Genomic DNA, 20207 nt, shown 5'->3' on the forward strand with positions numbered 1-20207 from the left:
TACTCACTAGAGCATACATAAAAAATGCTCAAATAACAAACTTAATTTATCCTTAACAAATATAAAAAATTAATAAAATTAAAAGGTTAAGGTAAAAATAATGTTTATATTTAGCTGTTTAAAATATAACCGTTGCAAAACTTCAAATAGAGTTAAAGCTTTAATTAGCTGGGATTCTTGGGGAATAGCTTGATTTAGGTTACATTATGGCAATTATCGGCCCTGCTATTTTGCGCATTTTTAATATCACTAAGGATTGTTTATGTTAGAAACATTACAAAAGTACCTTATCGCCCCGTCTATTTTATCTGCTGATTTTGCCCGTTTGGGCGAAGATGTTGAGCGTGTTTTAGCTTCTGGTGCAGATGTAGTTCATTTTGATGTGATGGATAATCACTATGTGCCAAACTTAACAATTGGGCCTATGGTGTGCAAAGCGCTGCGTGATTATGGTATTACGGCGCCTATTGATGTGCATTTAATGGTTAAACCGGTCGATAGTTTAATACCGCAATTTGCTGATGCTGGTGCTTCAATCATTACTTTTCATCCTGAAGCGAGTGAACATATTGATCGCACTTTGCAGCTGATCAAAGATCATGGTTGCCAAGCTGGTTTAGTCTTTAACCCTGCGACGAGTTTAAGCTATTTAGAACATGTAATTGATAAGCTTGATGTGATTTTATTAATGTCGGTTAATCCAGGTTTTGGCGGTCAAAGTTTTATTCCTCATACTTTGGAAAAACTACGCCAAGCACGGAAAATAATTGATGATTCAGGTCGTGCTATTCGTTTAGAAGTAGATGGTGGTATTAAAGTCGATAATATTGCGGCGGCGGCTCAAGCCGGAGCTGACATGTTTGTTGCCGGCTCTGCTATTTTTAATCAGCCAGATTACCAACAAGTAATTGAACAAATGCGTGCCCAGTTAGAGGGTGTAAAATAATGAAGTATGAAGCCGCTTTATTTGATCTTGATGGTACTTTAGTTGATAGTGTTTATGATTTATATATAGCGATGAATCTGACTTTATCTGATTTAGCTTTTCCAATTGTAAGTCAGGGGTTGGTACAAAGCTGGGTTGGTAACGGCATTGAAATGCTGGTTAAGCGAGGCCTCAGTGGCGACATGAAAGTCAGTGAACACCTAGATCCAGCATTAGCAGATAAAGCAATTGCGCTTTTTTATGGTCATTATGAGCAACAAGTAGGTGAATACAGTGTGCTTTATCAACACGTAGAAACAGGCCTTGCGGCGTTACGTGGTATACCAAAAGCGTTGATCACTAACAAAGCCCGCTGCTTTACTGAAAAGCTACTTGATAAGCTCGCTTTAAGCAGTCATTTTGAGGTGATAGTGTGTGGTGATGACATGGCCAAAAAGCCTTCACCAGAGCCTCTTTTATTTGCTTGTCAGCAATTAAATGTACCAGTGAGTCAAGCAATTATGATTGGTGACTCAAAAAGTGATATCTTAGCGGCGCAAGCGGCACATATAGACGTACTTGCCGTTAATTATGGTTATAACCAAGGTGAAAATCTTGCTGATTTGAATCCACAGTACCTCTGTGAGAATTTCTTAGATATAATACCTGTTCTTACCCAGCGTTAAGCGATTTTTTAATTTTAGCATTTTTTATTTTTGTACTATAAAGGAACATCATGAGTAAACCAGTAGTGTTAAGTGGCATGCAGCCAACCGGTGGAATGACAATAGGCAACTATGTTGGCGCTATTAACCAGTGGGTAAAGCTACAGGAAGAGTATGATAGCCACTTTATGTTAGCTGATTTGCACGCGATTACGTTACGCCAAGATCCAGAGCTTTTAAAAACCCGTGTATTAGATGGTATAGCTTTGTATGTTGCATGTGGTATTGATCCAGATAAAGCTGCTTTATTTGTGCAGTCGCAAGTGCCTGAACATGCACAGCTAGGTTGGGTATTAAACTGTTATGCGCAAATGGGCGAGCTTAACCGCATGACCCAGTTCAAAGATAAGTCAGCAAAGAACACCAGCAACGTAAACGTTGGTTTGTTTGCTTATCCGGTATTACAAGCAGCTGATATTTTACTTTATCAAGCGGCGCAAGTACCAGTAGGTGATGATCAAAAGCAGCACCTTGAACTAACACGCGATATCGCAACGCGCTTTAATAACTTATATGGTGAAGTTTTCACGATCCCAGAACCTTACATTCCAGAGTTTGGTGCGCGCGTAATGAGCCTGCAAGATCCACTGAAAAAAATGTCTAAATCAGATGAAAACCCAAATGGTTTTATCATGATGTTAGACGAACCAAAAAAGATCGAGAAAAAGCTTAAAAAAGCAGTAACCGATTCAGACGAGCAAGCGCGTATTTATTTTGATCGCACTGAAAAACCAGGCGTATCAAACTTACTAACACTTATGTCTGTTGCAACCAAGCGCTCAATTGAAGAGTTAGTGCCTGAATACGAAGACAAAATGTATGGCCATCTGAAAAAAGACACCGCTGACGCAGTAGTAAGCATGATCGAGCCAATCCAAGCGCGCTTTAAAGAGATACGTGAAGATCAAGCATTGCTCAACAACATCATGAAAACCGGTGCTGAAAAAGCCAGCGCACGTGCAGAGATAACCTTAAAGTCTGTTTACAACGCGTTAGGATTTATTCCCCGCCCGTAACGCTTGCTAATAACTAATCATATAAAGCCAGATGGTTCCAACTACAACGGAATATCTGGCTTTTTTGTAACTGCTATATACCGATTACAGCTCAATGAAGAGCGTAGGCAATCAATTTTTTGTTGTTTTAATGCTCTAAATTCTGTTCAATAGAAAAGTAATAGATATTGAGCAGTGCAGGGGCTGCTTAGATACAACAAGCACACAATTACATTTGTTTGATTTAGTTTATACTAAAAAGACTTTCCATAAATTTAAAACCCTTAGCATAAACGACAGCAACTCTGACAGATCGAGCAGGTAGCGCCTCAGTCTACGAGCGACACTAAAATATAAACTGCGTGTTGCATAAAAACTAAAATGTTATATTTAAGGATAAAAAAATTGGGTCTTGGCGGGTGGGATGATGCAATACTAAAAAGCCTCTTATATGTGGGACTAGGTATTGCTATTTACGCTTTATTTAATAGTTTTACATCATCATCAGAGAACGATACTTTAGGCTTTGTTGTTACGTTATTGCTATACATCGGTGTGTATTTGCTTATTTCTATTGTTGGATGGTTAGTAATTGGATTCCCTCTCCATTTTGTAATCAGCAAATATACTAATGGTTCTTATTTATACTACGCTGCTTTGCCAAGTGTATTTGTTATACCGTGCTTGTTTTATAAAGGTTCGTTGTTGTTTGGTCTCGCAGCATTATTTCAAGCTTTAATATTTCGTTTTTTCGTTTACAAAAAAGCCTAATCACATAGCCAAAGGTCACTAAACTCCAGAGTCTACATCATCCATCAAGCACTTTTATTATAAAGAAGTGATATAGGCGGTTCATCTTCCGTAATAAATATTTATCCAAATATCTTTCAGTAACGTTAAACCTCGTGAAGTTAAATAGTCATTACCTAGTACAGCGTTAATTCCTTCTAACCTCAAAAAAGGTACAAAAAACAACCTGTATCGTCATCTAAAACCCCAAATAATATTAATGACGACCAAATTAGAAAATCACTAAAAATTGAATCAAAATAGGAACTCGACTATGGTTGATACATCAATAAAAATAAATTTAAAATGAGTAAATTAACAGGATCGTTATATATTACTCAGAAAATGGAGTTCAAATGAGTTCGACTAATAATTCAAATAGTGTTTTTCAAGATTTCCCAATAAACGTAAAACTAATAATATCCTCGCTTTGGGTGGCTGTTATGTTTTGCTATGTATATGGTGATTATATTGAAATTTATGTTCCTGGAGTTTTAGCTAATGCGATGGAAGTAACATCAGCGAAAGAAGGGATTCAATTAGAGTTCTTTGCCGTAGCTCTACTTATGTCTGTTCCAAGTGTAATGATATTTCTTACTCTAGTGTTAAAACCGAGTATAAATCGCTGGTTAAATATAATCATGCCTACTTTATACGTCGTCCTTCTTATTGCGGTAAACTTAGAAACTACATGGGGTTTCTATTTATATCTAACGGCTATTGAAATATTACTTTCAATTTCTACTGTTTGGTATGCGTGGAACTGGCCTAAAACCGAACAGTGTGCAGTAGGTAATGCATAAACGGATAGCCGGAGATCTCTAATCTCCAGCTCCATACCACCCATCAAGCGCTTTTTTATTAACGGGGAGTGCAATGGGCGGTTTACCTCCCGCGATGGGGATTACCGTTTTACTTTAATTCGCTGGCTTTAGTATTTTCTGCAGCCCGTACGCAACCCGCTATGGCGCTTTAATGCCCGGCGATTGGCATGCTTTTACCGTAAAGCTGTAACCGTAAGGTTTGCTGTTATCTGGTGCAATTTCAACAATTTCGTAGTCGTTAATCTCAATCGCTTTACTGTCGTCAGATTTTTTGCAACGGGAGTATTGGTCTGCTTCGTAGGTGTAAGCAAACATAGCAATTAAGCGTTTGCTGCGTTCAAAGTAACCTTTTGTGTTAAAGAATAATCGTACGGATTGAGTGGTTTCACCTTCTTCTGTCGTAGTTACTGGCAGTGTGGGAGGTGTTTGCGTAATATTTTCACTTGGTAGTTGCCCATGTATTTTTTGGCTGAGCTCTTCAACAACTTCAACTTCTTGTTGCTCTGTTAGTGCTCGACTTGAGAGCTGCTTGCTGCTGACGAAGTTGCTTACTATGTCATCAATAACGGCACCGGTATCTTTGTCATCAACAAAAGACATTAGATTGATTATTACAATCGTTGATAAAAAAAACCGTATAGAAGCTGTAAGTAAAGGTGAATAGCTTTGGCTAATAAACTTTACCCGCTGTGAACCAAACGGTTTGAGGATTAAGAGCATAAAAATATAGAACGGCAATATCAATTGTAATAATAGTAATGTCGATAGAGAGATGCCCAACGCCCAGGGTGGTAAATAAAGTAGCGTGGCAAAATTGTGAGTGTAATTAAAATGTGTTGCTGAAACATGAGTTACATTATTTACAATGCCACTGGCATTGGCCAGTACAAAGTTGGCGATACTGGCATAGAAAATAAGTATAAGTGCTTTGCCAGCCAGTGAATGCCAGAGCTTATTGAACTTTGGCCAAAACTCAATAGTAAGCGCTACGATAGTGATACTGGCGCATAGCCAACCACTTTGAAAGATGATTAGGCAGATTAACGCCAATAAGTAGAGCTTTTGCGCGGTGTTAAGATTAAACCAAATAGCTTTTCCTTGCTCATAAAAGCGCAGTTTATGAGGTTGCAAATTTTGCTGTTGTTGCCTCAGCTGTTTGTTTGCACGCCATCTGGCAATTTTTATGTATCTTAACACCGGCCAACCTTAGTACATAAAGCGAAAACCCTATTTTGATAATAGGGGTTTCAAATAGTGGCCAGTATGTGAACGCTCACATTCGGCTACTTCATCCGGCGTGCCTGCAATGAGGATCTCACCGCCGCCAGCACCACCTTCGGGACCTAGATCAATGATCCAATCGGCTGTTTTTATTACATCAAGATTATGCTCAATAACCACAATCGTATTACCGTGGTCACGCAGGCGATGCAGTACTACTAATAATTGTTCAATATCAGCAAAGTGCAAGCCTGTGGTTGGTTCATCTAAAATGTATAAGGTTTTACCTGTGTCACGTTTAGATAACTCGCGGGCGAGTTTAACCCGTTGAGCTTCACCACCAGAGAGCGTTGTAGCTGCTTGGCCTAAGCGAATATAAGACAAGCCCACATCCATTAAGGTTTTTAGTTTACGTGCAATGGCAGGTATTTTATCAAAATAGTCGTGTGCATCTTCCACCGTCATTTCTAATACTTGATGGATGTTTTTGCCTTTATACTGCACTTCTAACGTTTCACGGTTATAACGTTGCCCTTTACAGACATCACATGGCACATATACATCAGGTAAAAAGTGCATTTCGACTTTGATCACGCCATCGCCTTGGCAAGCTTCACAGCGGCCACCTTTTACATTAAAGCTAAAGCGACCGACTTTGTAACCACGAGAGCGAGATTCTTGCGTGCCCACAAACAGTTCACGAATGCCAGTAAAAATACCGGTATATGTGGCTGGGTTTGAGCGTGGGGTACGGCCAATCGGGCTTTGGTCAATGTCGATAACTTTATCAAAATGCTCAAGGCCACTAATTGATTTGTACGGTGCGGCTTCGGCGGTGGTTGCTCCGTTTAGTTCGGTATGAGCAAGTTTAAATAAGGTGTCGTTGATAAGTGTTGACTTACCAGAGCCTGATACGCCAGTAATACAGGTCATTAAACCAAAAGGTATTTTTAAATCGACATTTTTTAAGTTATTACCGCTAGCGCCAAACAGCTCTAACCACTTATCGTTGATTTTATGACGCTCTTTGGGAACTTCAATTTTGCGTCGGCCAGATAAAAATTGCCCTGTTACTGACTCTTCGCTAGCTAAAATGTCATCGCGAGTACCTTGGGCAATGATATAACCGCCATGCACGCCAGCTCCAGGACCTATATCAATAATATGATCGGCGGCACGTATGGCATCTTCGTCATGCTCTACCACAATCACGGTATTACCTAAGTCGCGTAGATGGATTAGCGTTTGCAGTAAACGGTCATTATCGCGTTGATGCAAACCAATCGATGGTTCATCAAGTACATACATTACGCCTACTAAGCCTGCGCCAATTTGGCTGGCTAAGCGAATACGTTGAGCCTCACCGCCAGATAAAGTATCAGCACTGCGCTCTAAAGAGAGATAATTTAGCCCTACGTTGATCAAAAACGATAAACGGTCGCGAATTTCTTTTAAGATTTTCTCAGCTATCTGGCCTTTTTGGCCCGTTAAGCTTAGTTGCTCAAAAAAGCTCATCGCTTCACCAATACTCATACTGGTAATAGCGGGTAAGTTAGTCTGACCGATAAATACACTGCGCGCTTCTTGGCGAAGGCGCGACCCTTTACAACTTGGGCAAGCTTGGCTGGTTTGATATTTAGCCAGCTCTTCGCGCACGGAATTTGATTCTGTTTCACGATAGCGGCGGTTCATGTTATTTAACACGCCTTCAAACTCATGGTTACGAGTGATCAGATCGCCACGGTCGTTGCGGTAGTTAAAAGCAATTTTTGTATCGCCAGAACCGTCTAAAATGATTTTTTTAGCATCTTTAGATAGTTCCTGAAATGGCATTTCTAAATCAAATTTATAGTGCTCAGCAACGGCTTGTAGCATCTGGAAATAGTAAAAACTGCGTTTATCCCAGCCTTTTATGGCGCCGCCAGATAAACTAAGCTCTGGGTTTTGAATCACTCGATTTGGGTCGAAATACTGACGAACCCCTAAACCATCACAACTTTGGCATGCGCCTGCCGGATTATTAAATGAGAATAACCGAGGTTCAAGTTCGGTCATGGCGTAGCCACATGTTGGGCAAGCGAAGTTGGCGGAGAGCAGCAGCTCTTCGGCGTTTGCGTCATCCATCGATGCAATAGTTGCTACACCTGCTGACAGCTCTAACGCGGTTTCAAACGATTCGGCTAAACGCTGTTGTAAGCCATCTTTCACTTTAAAACGATCGACCACGACTTCAATAGTGTGTTTTTTATGTAGTTCTAAAGTCGGTGGATCAGAAAGGTCGCATACTTCCCCGTCAATACGGGCGCGAATATAACCTTGGCTGGCTAGTTGCTCTAACAACTTAACGTGCTCACCTTTGCGCTCTTTCACAACAGGGGCTAGCAACATCAGCTTGCTGCCCTCTGGGAACGCCAGCACAGTGTCGACCATTTGGCTAACAGTTTGTGCAGCGAGTGGCAAATCGTGAGTAGGGCAACGCGGTTCACCGACACGGGCAAACATTAAGCGCAGGTAATCATATATTTCGGTAATGGTGCCAACGGTGGAGCGGGGATTATGTGACGTTGATTTTTGTTCAATTGAAATTGCCGGCGACAACCCTTCAATATGATCAACATCAGGTTTTTCCATTAAAGATAAAAATTGTCTGGCATAGGCCGATAAAGATTCTACATACCGACGCTGCCCTTCTGCATATAAGGTATCAAATGCTAAAGACGATTTACCCGAACCAGATAGGCCGGTGATAACAATTAATTTATCACGGGGAATGGTTAGGCTGATGTCTTTTAAATTGTGCGTGCGGGCGCCTCGGACTTCAATGTTTTCCATGCTATCTCGTTTCATTACCAAATTGATTTACTGAGTATCTCATAATACGTGCGAAGATTAATCCTTGATCAATGAAAAATCATCGCATTGGGGCGATTATTTCTCTGTAAGCTTGTGGTAGAATCCCTGCTCAAATTTTAATAGACAGCAAGAACACGCGAATCATGACAGCTTCTTCACTCAATTCACGAGAAAAACGCGCCGCAGTTTCCTTAGCGAGTGTGTTTGCATTTCGTATGCTTGGCCTATTTATGTTGATGCCAGTATTGGCGATTTATGGGCAAGAATTATCAGGATTTTCACCGATATGGATTGGTTTTGCGATTGGCGCCTATGGTTTAACACAAGCTGTGTTACAAATTCCCATGGGGTGGTTATCGGATAAAATTGGCCGTAAAAAAGTCATTGTTGGCGGTTTAACTGTTTTTGCCATCGGTTCGGTGATTGCTGCCACGGCTGATTCAATGCAAATGGTCACGTTAGGGCGAGCATTACAAGGGATGGGCGCAATTGCCAGCTCGTTATTAGCTTTTGCTTCTGATTTGAGCCGCGATGAGCAACGACCAAAAGTGATGGCCGTGATTGGTATGAGCATAGGCATGAGCTTTGCTATTGCTATGTTACTTGGTCCAATGGTTGCCGCAGCGTGGGGTCTTGCTGGAGTGTTCTGGTTAACTGCTATTTTGGCAGTTGCGGGTATTTTTATTGTGTTGTTTTTGGTCCCCAAAGCGGTTAGTAAAGCCCCCAAAGGCGATACCTTAGCAAGCGTTAGCGATATTAAAAAACTCATTAAGCACCCGCAATTAGCGCGTTTAGATTTAGGGGTGATGCTATTACATTTGACCTTGACGACGATTTTTGTCGCCTTACCAGGGCAGTTAATTGCCAAAGGTTTAGCAGCACAAGCGCATTGGCAAGTATATATTCCCGTTTTATTACTGGCATTTTTATTAATGGCGCCAGTGATGATCATTGCGATCCGCAAAGAAAAAGAGAAACAGGCATTTGTTGGCTCTATCGCAGTGCTCGCTCTAAGTATGTTGGCAATGGCAATTGGTGTTGACTCAATCATCGGCATGGCGATGTGTATGCTGGCATATTTTGTTGCCTTTAACTTTTTAGAAGCGACGATGCCGGCATTAGTATCGCGCTTAGCACCTGCTAGCCAAAAAGGCTCGGCGATGGGAGTGTTTTCGTCAGGACAATTTTTTGGTGCATTTTTAGGTGGTATTTTAGGCGGTTACGTTGCGCAATCAACAACGCCGCAAGCAGTGTTTGCCGCAGCCGCAGTTGTTGGGGTAATATGGCTTATCCTTGCGTGGAATATGCAAGTCCCGCCACGCAGTAAAATGATAAGCTTAATGACAGAATTAAGTAACGAGCAGCAAGCGCAAACCCTTGCTTCTCGTTTAGTTGCTTTACCAGGCGTAATTGAAGCAACAGTAGTCTGTGATGAAAATCGCAGTTATTTAAAGATTGATGATAAAGAATTTGACCTAGACCAAGCCCGTAAAGTGGCTGGTTTAATATAACGTTTATAGGAGAAAGGTCCATGGCACGCGGTGTGAACAAAGTAATCTTGGTTGGTAATTTAGGTCAAGATCCAGAAGTACGTTATATGCCTAACGGCAATGGTGTAGCGAATATTACTCTAGCTACGTCAGATAGCTATAAAGACAAAAACACCGGTCAAATGGTTGATAAAACAGAATGGCACCGTGTTGTTTTTTTTGGCAAGTTAGCTGAAATTGTTGGTGAATATTGCCGTAAAGGTTCACAAATTTACGTTGAAGGCAAACTTCAAACCCGTAAATGGACTGACCAACAAGGCCAAGAGAAATTCACCACTGAAATCGTAGTGGATGGTTTCACTGGTCAAATGCAAATGTTAGGTGCCCGTGGTGGCGACCAACAAAGTGGCGGTTACCAAGGTGGCCAACAGCAAAGCCACGGTGGTCAATCTCAAGGTGGTTACGGCCAACAACAGAGCGCACCGCAGCAAAGCGCACCACAACAAGGTGGTGGGTATGCTCAGCAGCAAAGTGCAGCACAGCAAAGCGGTGGGTATGCACCAGCGCCACAACAAGCGCCAGCAGCTCGTCAGCAACCAGCTGCAGCACCACAGCAAAGTAATCAATACCAAAGTGGCGGCTATGCTCCACAAGGTGGTGGACAAGCGCAAGGTGGTTTTGCACCTAAGCCACAAAGTGCTCCGCAAGGCGGCGCATCAAATCCAATGGAACCACCTATCGATTTTGATGACGATATACCGTTCTAATTCAAGACAAATTTAAAAATGTTGAGAAATTAACTTGAAAGCCGCTAAATAGCGGCTTTTTTGTTTTTATAGTGTACTGTAGTCTGAATATTACAAAATAGTAAGAGCTGGTGAATAGAGGGAGCTGACCGCTATTTTTCTTTTATGTTGGAGTTTTTAAGTTAACAGCTATCAAATGCTATGGAGGGAGAGTTATTTTTATTTAAAACGTGTACTGTCCTAGCAGGGCGGGATCACACTTTGTAAATAAACAAATTTTATGATCTAATACCATAAATTTCATCACCTTAAACTTATTATGTCACTCTTCTCACATTTAGAACTCGTCAAAGATAATCGTTCACATATAAATCAGCACCATAACTTAGTTGATGTGCTTTTTCTTATTATTACTGCCGTTACATCAGGGTGTGAAAACTGGCAAGGCATTGAAGTCTATGGCGAAAGTAAGCTTAATTGGTAAAGAGGATTTCGTTCTTTCAAAAATGGCATACCCACTCGACATAGTATTGCTCGGATTTTTAGAACCGTGATACTGACTCATTACTACTCGCGATGTATAGCTGGGTCAATCAAAACCGCGTTAAATCAGCGCATCCTGTCATTGCCTTCGATGGCAAAACTATTCGCGGAGCAAGTAAACACATTGCTGATAAATTACACCTCGTCTCAGCATTTGATTGTGAGGCAGGTCTCACATTATTCCACCAAACAGTTGGCAGTAAGACGAATGAAATACCGGCAGTTCGGGGTTTATTGAAAATACTCGATATCAATAACACCGTCATTACACTTGATGCTTTGCACTGCCAAAAAGAAACACTAAAACAGCTAATTAGCAGACATGCAGATTATCTAGTGCAAACCAAGGGTAATCAAAAGAAGCTTTATAGCGCGATTCAAGATGCATTTACACACCAGTATGAATCTGAAAACTCAGAGATACTTAGTCATGTTACACAAGATGAAGGGCATGGGCGAAAAGAAGTACGCACGATAGATTGTCTTGATGCGCGTTTATTACCGAGTGAAATTAAAGAGAGCTGGCCATCAGTTAGGACAATCGTTGCGGTGCAGCGAGAGCGAACGAAGGGTAATAGAACGAGTATTGACACACATTACTACCTAACATGGTTGACAGACAATATATTGATAAGTAAAGCAATAAGACAACATTGGCTGACAGAAAAGCAGCAGCACTGGATACTCGATGTCGTATTTAAAGAAGATGCCTGTCAAATACATGAGCCATTAAGTGCACAACATATGGCACTATTTAGACGCGTCGTTAGGAACATGATAAAGCAGCATACGAAAAGCAAGGGGTCAATAAGAAGTAAGTGTGTAAGAGCTTGTTATGATGATGCTTTTAGAGAAGAACTTCTTTTTGGTTAACATTTTTAACAAGGTGTGCTCGCGCCCTGACTGTCCTAGGGTAATCCCCCCAAAAAATAATGGGTGTTAAACGTAGAATTTTCTCTTATTGTAAACACAGGAGAAAATTATGAAAAAAGCACATTTTACAGACAGTCAGATCCTCGATATTTTGAAGCAAGCCGAAAGCGGTGTCCCGATCCCTGAGCTATGCCGTGAACATGGTATGGGCAACTCAACCTTCTATAAATGGCGCGCAAAATACGGCGGTATGGATGCCTCTTTAATGACGAGAATGAAAGAACTTGAAGATGAAAACCGTCGTTTGAAGAAAATGTATGCTGAGGAGCGACTTAAATCCGAGGTCATTCAAGAGGCTATGGCAAAAAAGTGGTGAAGGCTTCTGAGCGCAAGATATTGGCACATGAAGTCGTTAGTACAAATAAAATGAGTATTGGCTTAGCCTGTCGCACTTTCATGATCAGTGAAACGTGTTATCGCTATACGTCGACATTAAAAAATGAAAACTTAAAAATAGCAGAGCTGTTAATCAATTTGACTGAATCAAAGCGCAATTGGGGCTTTGGGCTATGCTTTTTATATTTTCGCAATGTAAAACGATATAAATGGAATCACAAACGAGTTTACCGCATTTACCGTGAGCTTGAGTTAAATTTGCGTATCAAGCCTAGGAAACGCTTAAATAGAGATATGCCTGAGCCATTGGCAGTACCAGAAACCATCAATGAATGTTGGTCAATGGATTTTATGCATGACCAATTAGCAGATGGCAGAGCGTGTCGTCTGTTTAATGTCATTGATGACTTTAATCGTGAAGGACTGACTATTGAGGCTGATTTATCATTGCCTGCTGAACGTGTGATCCGCTCGTTAAATCAAATTATAGAATGGCGCGGAAAACCAAAAGCTATCAGGTGTGATAATGGCCCAGAATATATTAGTAAGCAGCTAGCGCAATGGGCGTTGAATAATGATATCGAATCTCGGTTTATTCAACCGGGTAACCCGCAGCAAAATGCATATATAGAGGGCTTCAATCGAACGGTTCGTTACGACTGGCTGAGTCATTATATTTATAGCGATATTAGTGAGTTACAAGACAAAGCGACTGATTGGCTATGGACTTATAATAATGAACGGCCTAACATGGGCTTAGGTGGTATAACACCAATATAAAAGCTGGAAAAGTTAAACAACGGAAATTCTACAGCTCGCCTCCATTAAAAATGGGGGGATTACCGTAGCTTTAACCTTTGCATTCAATTAAACTCAGTCTCTTAAATGTAACTTTTGGTGTTTTGCATGGCTAAAGATAGGTTCGCGCCAAAACCCTTAAACGATATTATGGCTGGCCTGAGTGGTCGATTGTCGTCGTATGCAGGTAAAAGCCAAGCATTAGATAAACAACAAACTTTATTGAGTGAGTTTTTGGGCGCTAATTTAGGTGAAAAATGTCGCGTTAGTAATTATCGCGATGGTACGCTGATGATTGAGGCGGTATCTGCACCTATAGCACTGCGTTTAAACTACTTAAAAATGGATATGCTGTCTCACTTTCGTAGTGCCGGTATGGCAGAACTTGGGCAAATTAAAATTACCGCTAATCCACAAGCCAGCCAACGATTAAGTCCAAATAATGCGTTAAAAACAGCTAACGCCACTCCTGCGAATAAATTAGCGATGAGTGAACAAACCGCTGATTACCTTAATGCGATTGCACAAAGTGCACCACCGTCACTAAAAGAAAAGCTAGAGCGACTAGCGAGGCATGGTAGGAAGTGAAAGCCGTAAGCCATAAGTTTTAAGCCGTAAAATTCAGTGCTTATTATTGTTGAATATTTATAAATTTTAAGATTCTCAAAAATTTATAAGACCTTTCTGTGAAGTGAAATTTATTTAGTTGTAATATATTTTAAAAATACGACTTACTAATGGATATAAATTTTACAATGGATTCCATATTTTTAAATCAGCTTACCACTTTGCCTTCTTCCCTTGATTTTCTTTTATCCACCTCCATATCTTCATAGTTAATATAATTTTATAGTCTTAATTAAAGTTATGTTTACGGCTTATTTTAAATTTTCTTGCAGAAAACTGATATCTTAACTACGCGATGGTTTGATGTTTCGCAGAGTCTGGTATAGTAGCGCACGTATTGAACGCTGTATTTCACAACGTTTCTCGAAATTGCTAATTAATATGTGCTCGTGTGAGTAATCTATTAATTAGTAATTATAAAAATGGGTTAGCTGATACTCGGCTAGCAAAGAACACATTGTAACGGTTTTATCATGATATCTAATTTATTTACCAAGATTTTTGGTAGTCGCAATGACCGCACTATTAAAAATTTAAGAAAGACGGTCGCGCTGATCAACGCGCTTGAAACGCAACTTGAAGCGCTTTCAGACGAAGATTTAAAAGCCAAAACAGCAGAGTTTAGAGAGCGTTACGATAACGGACAAAGTCTTGATGACATTCTACCAGAAGCATTTGCTGTGGTACGTGAAGCATCAAAACGTGTAAATGGTATGCGTCACTTTGACGTACAGTTGCTAGGTGGTATGGTTTTACACCAAGGCCGCATCGCAGAAATGCGTACTGGTGAGGGTAAAACTCTTACCGCAAGTTTACCAGCATACTTACGTGGTATCACGGGTAAAGGTGTTCACGTAATTACTGTGAATGACTACCTTGCTAAGCGCGATGCTGAAACTAACCGCCCATTATTTGAATTTTTAGGTTTAACTGTTGGCTGTAACGTACCGGGTATGATGCCGCAACAGAAAAAAGAAGCCTATGCCGCTGATATTACCTACGGTACTAATAACGAATTTGGTTTTGATTACCTGCGTGACAATATGGCGTTTAGCATTAACGAACGCGTACAACGTCCACTTTACTATGCGGTAGTCGATGAAGTTGACTCGATCTTAATTGATGAAGCCCGTACTCCACTGATTATTTCCGGCCCCGCTGAAGACAGTTCGCAGCTGTATGCTGAAATCAATACCATAGTTCCGCTTCTTGAGTTACAAGAGAAAGAAGACGAAGAAGGTATTGAAGGCGATGGTGATTTCACTATTGATGAAAAAGCCAAGCAAGTTCATTTAACTGAACGTGGTCAAATTAAAGTTGAAGAATTACTGATTGAACGTGGTTTGATAGCTGAGGGCGACTCGCTTTATTCTGCTGCGAGTATTACCCTGCTTAGCCATATTTATGCGGCATTACGTGCTCATAAGCTGTATCAAAAAGACATTGATTACGTTGTAAAAGAAAACGAAGTAATCATAGTTGATGAGCACACTGGCCGTACAATGGAAGGGCGTCGTTGGTCTGAAGGTTTACATCAAGCTGTTGAAGCAAAAGAAAATGTAAAAATTCAAAACGAAAACCAAACGTTAGCGTCAATTACATTCCAAAACTACTTCCGTATTTACGATACCCTTGCAGGTATGACTGGTACTGCCGACACTGAAGCATTTGAGTTTCAGTCAATCTACGGTCTAGATACTGTTGTTATGCCAACTAATAAGCCGATGATCCGTGAAGATCGCGCTGATTTAGTTTACTTAACGCAAGAAGAAAAATACGAAGCCATTCTAATCGATATTAAAGATTGCCAAGAGCGCGGCCAGCCAGTATTGGTAGGTACGATTTCAATCGAAAGCTCTGAATATTTATCGCAATTTTTACGTAAAGAAAAAATCAAGCACAACGTACTTAATGCTAAATTCCATGCCCAAGAAGCAGACATCGTTGCCGATGCTGGTTTACCAGGCACAGTAACAATCGCAACTAACATGGCCGGTCGTGGTACTGATATCGTGTTAGGCGGTAACTGGAATAGCGAAGTTGAAAAACTTGAAAACCCAACTGATGAGCAAATCAAAGCGATTAAAGAAGCGTGGCAAATTCGCCATGATGCAGTAATTGCTGCCGGTGGTTTACATATCATTGGTACTGAGCGTCACGAATCACGCCGTATCGATAACCAGCTACGTGGTCGTTCTGGCCGTCAAGGTGACGCCGGTTCAAGCCGTTTTTACCTATCGATGGATGACGCATTAATGCGTATCTTCGCTGGTGAACGTATGACTAATATGATGCGTAAACTAGGTATGCAACGTGGCGAAGCGATTGAGCATCCATGGGTTAACCGTGCCATTGAAAACGCGCAACGTAAAGTTGAAGCACGTAACTTTGATGTGCGTAAACAGTTGCTTGAATACGATGATGTAGCAAACGACCAACGTCGTGTTGTTTACTCACAACGTAATGAGTTGCTTGAAGAAGGCGATATTTCAGAGACGATCACGGTTATTCGTGGCGACGTATTGGGCAACACTATTGACCAATACATTGCACCACAAAGTTTAGCTGAAATGTGGGATATTCCAGGCCTTGAAGAGCGCTTAAAACAAGACTTCTTAATTGAGTTACCGATTACACAATGGTTAGCTGACGATAACAAACTTTACGAAGAAAAGTTACGTGAGCGTATTGAAGAGTCAGTAGAGCAAGCTTACAAACAGAAAGAGCAACAAGTTGGCGATTCTGTACTTCGTCAGTTTGAAAAAGCAATCATGCTACAAAGCTTGGATCAACATTGGAAAGATCACCTTGCTGCGATGGATCACCTTCGCCAAGGTATTCATTTACGTGGCTACGCGCAAAAGAATCCTAAGCAAGAGTACAAGCGTGAGTCGTTTGAGTTGTTCTCAGAGATGCTTGAGAACCTGAAAATTGATGTAGTTAGTATTTTAAGTAAAGTACAAGTACGTGCTGAAGAAGATGTTGAAAAAATTGAAGAGCAACACCGCCAAAGTGAAAATGCTCCTCGTGAATATCAACATGAAGAAGTTGAGCACGTAGGCGGCGAAGCACCAAAAGGTGCGGTCGTAACATCACGCGCAGAGCCAAAAGTTGGCCGCAACGAACCTTGCCCGTGTGGCTCGGGTCAAAAGTTCAAACAGTGTTGTGGTAAGTTAAAATAACCAAATGTTATAATTAACAATTAAAAAGCGACGCCTGCGTCGCTTTTTTTGTTTGTAAGGTTAAATATCGGGCGAGTGGCTTGCCACCGTGATATTCAATATTGTATCGGAGTTTGTGCGTCAGCAAGCTTAACGCCTACGGTGTTAAATTGTATTCTGGTGTTTAATCACTTGTAGGCGAGTGGCTTGCCACCGCGATATTCAATATTGTTTCGGTGTTTGTGCGTCAGCAAGCTTAACGCCTACGGGTGTTGCATTTTACTCTGGTGTTTAATTAATTGCTTGTAAGCGCGGCTTTATGCCGCGCGGTTTTAATTAAGGTATTACGATGAATAAAAAAATTGTGCATGTAGCGGTGGGGGTTATCAAAGCAGATAACACACTATTTATCTGTAAGCGCCCTGACGATAAACACCAAGGTGGTTTGTGGGAGTTTCCGGGCGGCAAAGTAGAAGCTGGCGAAACCGTATTCGAAGCACTAAAGCGTGAGCTTCAAGAAGAGGTAGGTTTAACAATTAATAGTTCAAGCGAGCTGATGGTTATTGAGCATGATTATGGCGATAAATGTGTAAAACTCGACGTGCATTTAGTTACTGATTTTAGCGGCCAAGCCCATGGCGCAGAAGGCCAGCAAAGTGCATGGGTCGCGATTGATAAGTTAGACGATTACAATTTTCCTGCCGCCAACGTAGAAATTATCGAAAAAATAAAAGTGGATGTTTAAATTTACCTAGGCGAGTGGCTTGCCACCGCGTTTTAAAATTCCGTGTTTGTTTATTAAGAAAGCTCAATCTCTACTGGAGGGATCTCGATTAATTGCTATATTTACTTGTAGTTAATTGGGGGAAAGTAATGGTTGATACAAGTAAGCGGACTAAAGGGCGATGCTCGATAATTAATCATTATTACTCAGTTACAATTTGTACTGAAAATAGAATGCAGCTTTTTTGTGATTTTGATAGTAGCTGTTTAATTATGAGGGAGTTACATTTTTTTTCGCATTCGGGAAACCTTAAGACAATTTGTTTTTCATTAATGCCAGATCACTTGCATTGGCTATTTCAGCTTAGAAATACTGATGATTTATCCAAAGTTATTGGTCAATTTAAAAGTATTACTACGATTAAATTGAACCGTTATTTACTTTCTAGCGGAAAAATTTGGCAAGCTAACTTTTATGATCACAAGCTTAGATCTGATGAAGATTTACTTAACCAAGCTAGATATATAGTTGCAAACCCGCTCAGGGCTGGCTTGGTTAAAAGTGTGGGTGATTATCCATTTTGGAATTGTGTATATTTAAACTAATCCCAGTACATCTAATCTACTCTTTCGTAATATGCCACCGCGATATTCAATATTATTTCGGTATTTTTGCGTCAGCAAGCTCAACGCCTACGGTGTTAAATTGTATTCTGGTGTTTAATTACTTGTAGGCGAGTGGCTTGCCACCGCGTTTCAAAATGTGGCGTGGTGTTTGTGCGTCAGCAAGCTCAACGCCTACGGGTGTTAAAGTTTGTCTCGGTGTTAAGTTTACTTTGATGTCTAATTAATTACTTGTAGGTGAGTGGCTTGCCATCGCGATATTCAAAATTTGGTGTGCTGTGCTTCTTAGACTATATTTTAAGCAAGGATAATTTTAGGAATAAGCATGCGCGAGAACCTTCCTGTCACGAAGACTGAAAGAACATTTCCAGATGATTCTAAGCTCATTTCTGTAACAGACTTAAAAGGTCAAATTGTTGATTGTAATGATGAGTTTGTAGCCATTAGTGGTTTTACTAAAGAGCAATTAATAGGTCAGCCCCACAATATTATTCGTCATCCAGATATGCCCTCTCTTGCTTATAAAGTTATGTGGGAGCATTTAAAAGCTGGGAAGTCTTGGATGGGCTTAGTTAAAAATCGTTGTAAAAATGGTGATTTTTATTGGGTTGATGCATATATAACTCCTGTGACTGAGGGTGGTAAGGTCACGGGTTATGAGTCGGTGCGTTCTTGTCCTAGCAGAACTGATGTTAAGCGGGCGGAGGCGCTATATAAAAACATAGTAAAGAATAGCAAACAGCTAAGTTTGCCGATTGCGGTGGAAAATATCGCTTTGATTATTGTCGCTATTACATCAGTGTTGTTATTTACTATGGGTTGGCAAAGTCTGGCATTATTGCTTTTTATTGCTGCTATTTTAGGTTATGCAATATGGGGACTAGTAGCCAAAAAACGTATGGTTAATGCACTTTATGAAATGTTATCAGGGGCATTTTCTCATTCACTGGCGGTTAGCAGTTACACTGATGACACGGGGGAGTTGGGTCATTTAAAAGTGGCAATTAAAAGTCAACAAGCACACTTAGGAGCTGTGATCACACGGATTGAGAATGAGTCAAAAAGAGTGTCGCAGCAGTCAGATATTGGTGAACGCTTAACCAAGACCGTGCTTGATAAAATTGAGCAACAGCAAAATGAAACCATGCAAGCTGCGGCGGCAATGAATCAAATGGCCACCACGATTGCTGATGTGGCAAAGCATGTTACTGATACCGCATCACATGCTGATATTGCAAACGAATTGACTATTAAAGGCGGTCAAATTGCGAATGCCACACAGCAAGCTATTGAACAGCTCCGCGATACTGTGCTTGAAATCAGCGAATCCGTACAGCGAGTTTCTGAGCAAACCAAAAATATTGCCGAAGCTGCGCAAATAATCGAACAAATTGCTGAACAAACCAATTTATTAGCACTCAACGCCGCCATTGAAGCTGCGCGTGCTGGTGAGCAAGGGCGTGGCTTCGCAGTGGTAGCCGATGAAGTTCGTAATTTAGCTAAACGTACTCAAGATTCCACTAAAGATATTTATGACATAGTGAATGAATTAACAACACGGGCTACAAGAGCTGTCGATGTTGCAGAAAAAGGTGGTAAAAATGCCCAGCATGGTCTTAATCAAGTGCTGCAAAGTAGCGAAATGCTTCAAGGTGTATCTGAAGCTGTAGGTGAAATTGCGAGTATGTCGACCCAAATGGCGACTGCTGTTGAACAACAGTCACATGTTGCTGAGGACGTGAATCAGCAAATTCTTCGCATTTCAGAGTTAGCTAATTACAGCTTTACTGATGCAAAAGATACCGCTGAGGCTATTTCATTATTAAAAACAGTATCGGAGGCGCTGCACGAGCTAGTGGTAAGGTTTAAATAATCAGCCTGAGCTTCGGATAAT

The 20207-nt window shown here is 40.8% G+C and carries 15 protein-coding genes and 1 pseudogene; 14 read left to right on the plus strand and 2 right to left on the minus strand.

Annotated features, from left to right (window positions below; all coding sequences use genetic code 11):
* The first annotated feature begins 262 nt into the window (after positions 1 to 262).
* The 5 genes from rpe to PVK79_RS03290 all read left to right on the plus strand — a co-directional run bounded on the left by rpe (position 263) and on the right by PVK79_RS03290 (position 4237).
* Positions 263 to 946, plus strand: coding sequence for a ribulose-phosphate 3-epimerase (gene rpe / locus PVK79_RS03270; protein WP_182717700.1), 684 nt, complete (start codon positions 263 to 265; stop codon positions 944 to 946).
* On the plus strand, positions 946 to 1611 hold the full coding sequence (locus PVK79_RS03275) for an HAD-IA family hydrolase (protein ID WP_182735077.1): 666 nt from the start codon (positions 946 to 948) through the stop codon (positions 1609 to 1611). The genes rpe and PVK79_RS03275 overlap by 1 nt, the downstream gene beginning before the upstream one ends.
* Before the next feature lie 50 nt (positions 1612 to 1661).
* Entirely contained in the window at positions 1662 to 2666 is a 1005-nt protein-coding gene (gene trpS / locus PVK79_RS03280) for a tryptophan--tRNA ligase (protein ID WP_145238557.1), read from the plus strand.
* A 384-nt stretch (positions 2667 to 3050) separates the two neighbouring features.
* Complete coding sequence (locus PVK79_RS03285; protein WP_257325294.1) at positions 3051 to 3416, plus strand: hypothetical protein; 366 nt, start codon at positions 3051 to 3053, stop codon at positions 3414 to 3416.
* A gap of 374 nt (positions 3417 to 3790) precedes the next feature.
* Entirely contained in the window at positions 3791 to 4237 is a 447-nt protein-coding gene (locus tag PVK79_RS03290; protein ID WP_257325295.1) for a DUF6326 family protein, read from the plus strand.
* A gap of 159 nt (positions 4238 to 4396) precedes the next feature.
* Here the strand turns inward: PVK79_RS03290 and PVK79_RS03295 are convergent, their stop codons facing one another.
* Positions 4397 to 5455 (minus strand): hypothetical protein, encoded by a 1059-nt coding sequence (locus PVK79_RS03295; RefSeq protein ID WP_257325296.1) that lies wholly within the window; start codon positions 5453 to 5455, stop codon positions 4397 to 4399.
* A gap of 30 nt (positions 5456 to 5485) precedes the next feature.
* The gene (gene uvrA, locus PVK79_RS03300; protein WP_182735081.1) at positions 5486 to 8311 is read right to left on the minus strand and encodes an excinuclease ABC subunit UvrA; all 2826 of its coding nucleotides are present in this window, start codon (positions 8309 to 8311) and stop codon (positions 5486 to 5488) included.
* A 164-nt stretch (positions 8312 to 8475) separates the two neighbouring features.
* Here uvrA and PVK79_RS03305 point away from each other — a divergent pair, with 164 nt between their 5' ends.
* From PVK79_RS03305 to PVK79_RS03345, 9 genes and pseudogenes are all read left to right on the plus strand, one after another.
* Positions 8476 to 9843 carry an MFS transporter gene (locus PVK79_RS03305; RefSeq protein ID WP_145238569.1) on the plus strand — a complete coding sequence of 456 codons (1368 nt, stop codon included), beginning with the start codon at positions 8476 to 8478 and terminating at the stop codon, positions 9841 to 9843.
* Positions 9844 to 9863: 20 nt separating this feature from the next.
* Positions 9864 to 10589, plus strand: coding sequence for a single-stranded DNA-binding protein (ssb, locus tag PVK79_RS03310; protein ID WP_257325297.1), 726 nt, complete (start codon positions 9864 to 9866; stop codon positions 10587 to 10589).
* Between the two features lie 298 nt (positions 10590 to 10887).
* A pseudogene (locus PVK79_RS03315) lies at positions 10888 to 11984 on the plus strand (ISAs1 family transposase).
* Positions 11985 to 12093: 109 nt separating this feature from the next.
* Positions 12094 to 13160 (plus strand): IS3 family transposase gene (locus PVK79_RS03320; RefSeq protein WP_257325298.1). Its coding sequence is split into 2 segments (ribosomal slippage): positions 12094 to 12346 and positions 12346 to 13160, totalling 1068 coding nucleotides; the frame shifts between segments, so codons are not numbered across the junction.
* A gap of 126 nt (positions 13161 to 13286) precedes the next feature.
* Positions 13287 to 13766: a DUF721 domain-containing protein gene (locus PVK79_RS03325; protein WP_257325299.1), complete on the plus strand. Its 480-nt coding sequence runs from the start codon at positions 13287 to 13289 to the stop codon at positions 13764 to 13766.
* Between the two features lie 512 nt (positions 13767 to 14278).
* Positions 14279 to 16987: a preprotein translocase subunit SecA gene (secA, locus tag PVK79_RS03330; protein WP_182732376.1), complete on the plus strand. Its 2709-nt coding sequence runs from the start codon at positions 14279 to 14281 to the stop codon at positions 16985 to 16987.
* Between the two features lie 328 nt (positions 16988 to 17315).
* Positions 17316 to 17711 (plus strand): 8-oxo-dGTP diphosphatase MutT, encoded by a 396-nt coding sequence (gene mutT / locus PVK79_RS03335; RefSeq protein ID WP_149980579.1) that lies wholly within the window; start codon positions 17316 to 17318, stop codon positions 17709 to 17711.
* A 128-nt stretch (positions 17712 to 17839) separates the two neighbouring features.
* A complete protein-coding gene (locus PVK79_RS03340; RefSeq protein ID WP_257325300.1) occupies positions 17840 to 18295 on the plus strand; it encodes an REP-associated tyrosine transposase in 456 nt (151 codons plus the stop codon).
* A 343-nt stretch (positions 18296 to 18638) separates the two neighbouring features.
* Positions 18639 to 20186, plus strand: coding sequence for a methyl-accepting chemotaxis protein (locus PVK79_RS03345; protein ID WP_257325301.1), 1548 nt, complete (start codon positions 18639 to 18641; stop codon positions 20184 to 20186).
* Positions 20187 to 20207: the final 21 nt, after the last annotated feature.

Origin of the sequence: Pseudoalteromonas rhizosphaerae (genome assembly GCF_028885455.1) — a bacterium.
Taxonomy (GTDB): Bacteria; Pseudomonadota; Gammaproteobacteria; order Enterobacterales; family Alteromonadaceae; genus Pseudoalteromonas; species Pseudoalteromonas rhizosphaerae.

Coding starts and splice junctions, on each gene's coding strand:
- rpe (WP_182717700.1), top strand. CDS start 263: ATGTTAGAAACATTACAAAAGTACCTTATCGCCCCGTCTATTTTATCT.
- PVK79_RS03275 (WP_182735077.1), top strand. CDS start 946: ATGAAGTATGAAGCCGCTTTATTTGATCTTGATGGTACTTTAGTTGAT.
- trpS (WP_145238557.1), top strand. CDS start 1,662: ATGAGTAAACCAGTAGTGTTAAGTGGCATGCAGCCAACCGGTGGAATG.
- PVK79_RS03290 (WP_257325295.1), top strand. CDS start 3,791: ATGAGTTCGACTAATAATTCAAATAGTGTTTTTCAAGATTTCCCAATA.
- uvrA (WP_182735081.1), bottom strand. CDS start 8,311: ATGGAAAACATTGAAGTCCGAGGCGCCCGCACGCACAATTTAAAAGAC.
- PVK79_RS03305 (WP_145238569.1), top strand. CDS start 8,476: ATGACAGCTTCTTCACTCAATTCACGAGAAAAACGCGCCGCAGTTTCC.
- ssb (WP_257325297.1), top strand. CDS start 9,864: ATGGCACGCGGTGTGAACAAAGTAATCTTGGTTGGTAATTTAGGTCAA.
- PVK79_RS03325 (WP_257325299.1), top strand. CDS start 13,287: ATGGCTAAAGATAGGTTCGCGCCAAAACCCTTAAACGATATTATGGCT.
- secA (WP_182732376.1), top strand. CDS start 14,279: ATGATATCTAATTTATTTACCAAGATTTTTGGTAGTCGCAATGACCGC.
- mutT (WP_149980579.1), top strand. CDS start 17,316: ATGAATAAAAAAATTGTGCATGTAGCGGTGGGGGTTATCAAAGCAGAT.
- PVK79_RS03340 (WP_257325300.1), top strand. CDS start 17,840: ATGGTTGATACAAGTAAGCGGACTAAAGGGCGATGCTCGATAATTAAT.
- PVK79_RS03345 (WP_257325301.1), top strand. CDS start 18,639: ATGCGCGAGAACCTTCCTGTCACGAAGACTGAAAGAACATTTCCAGAT.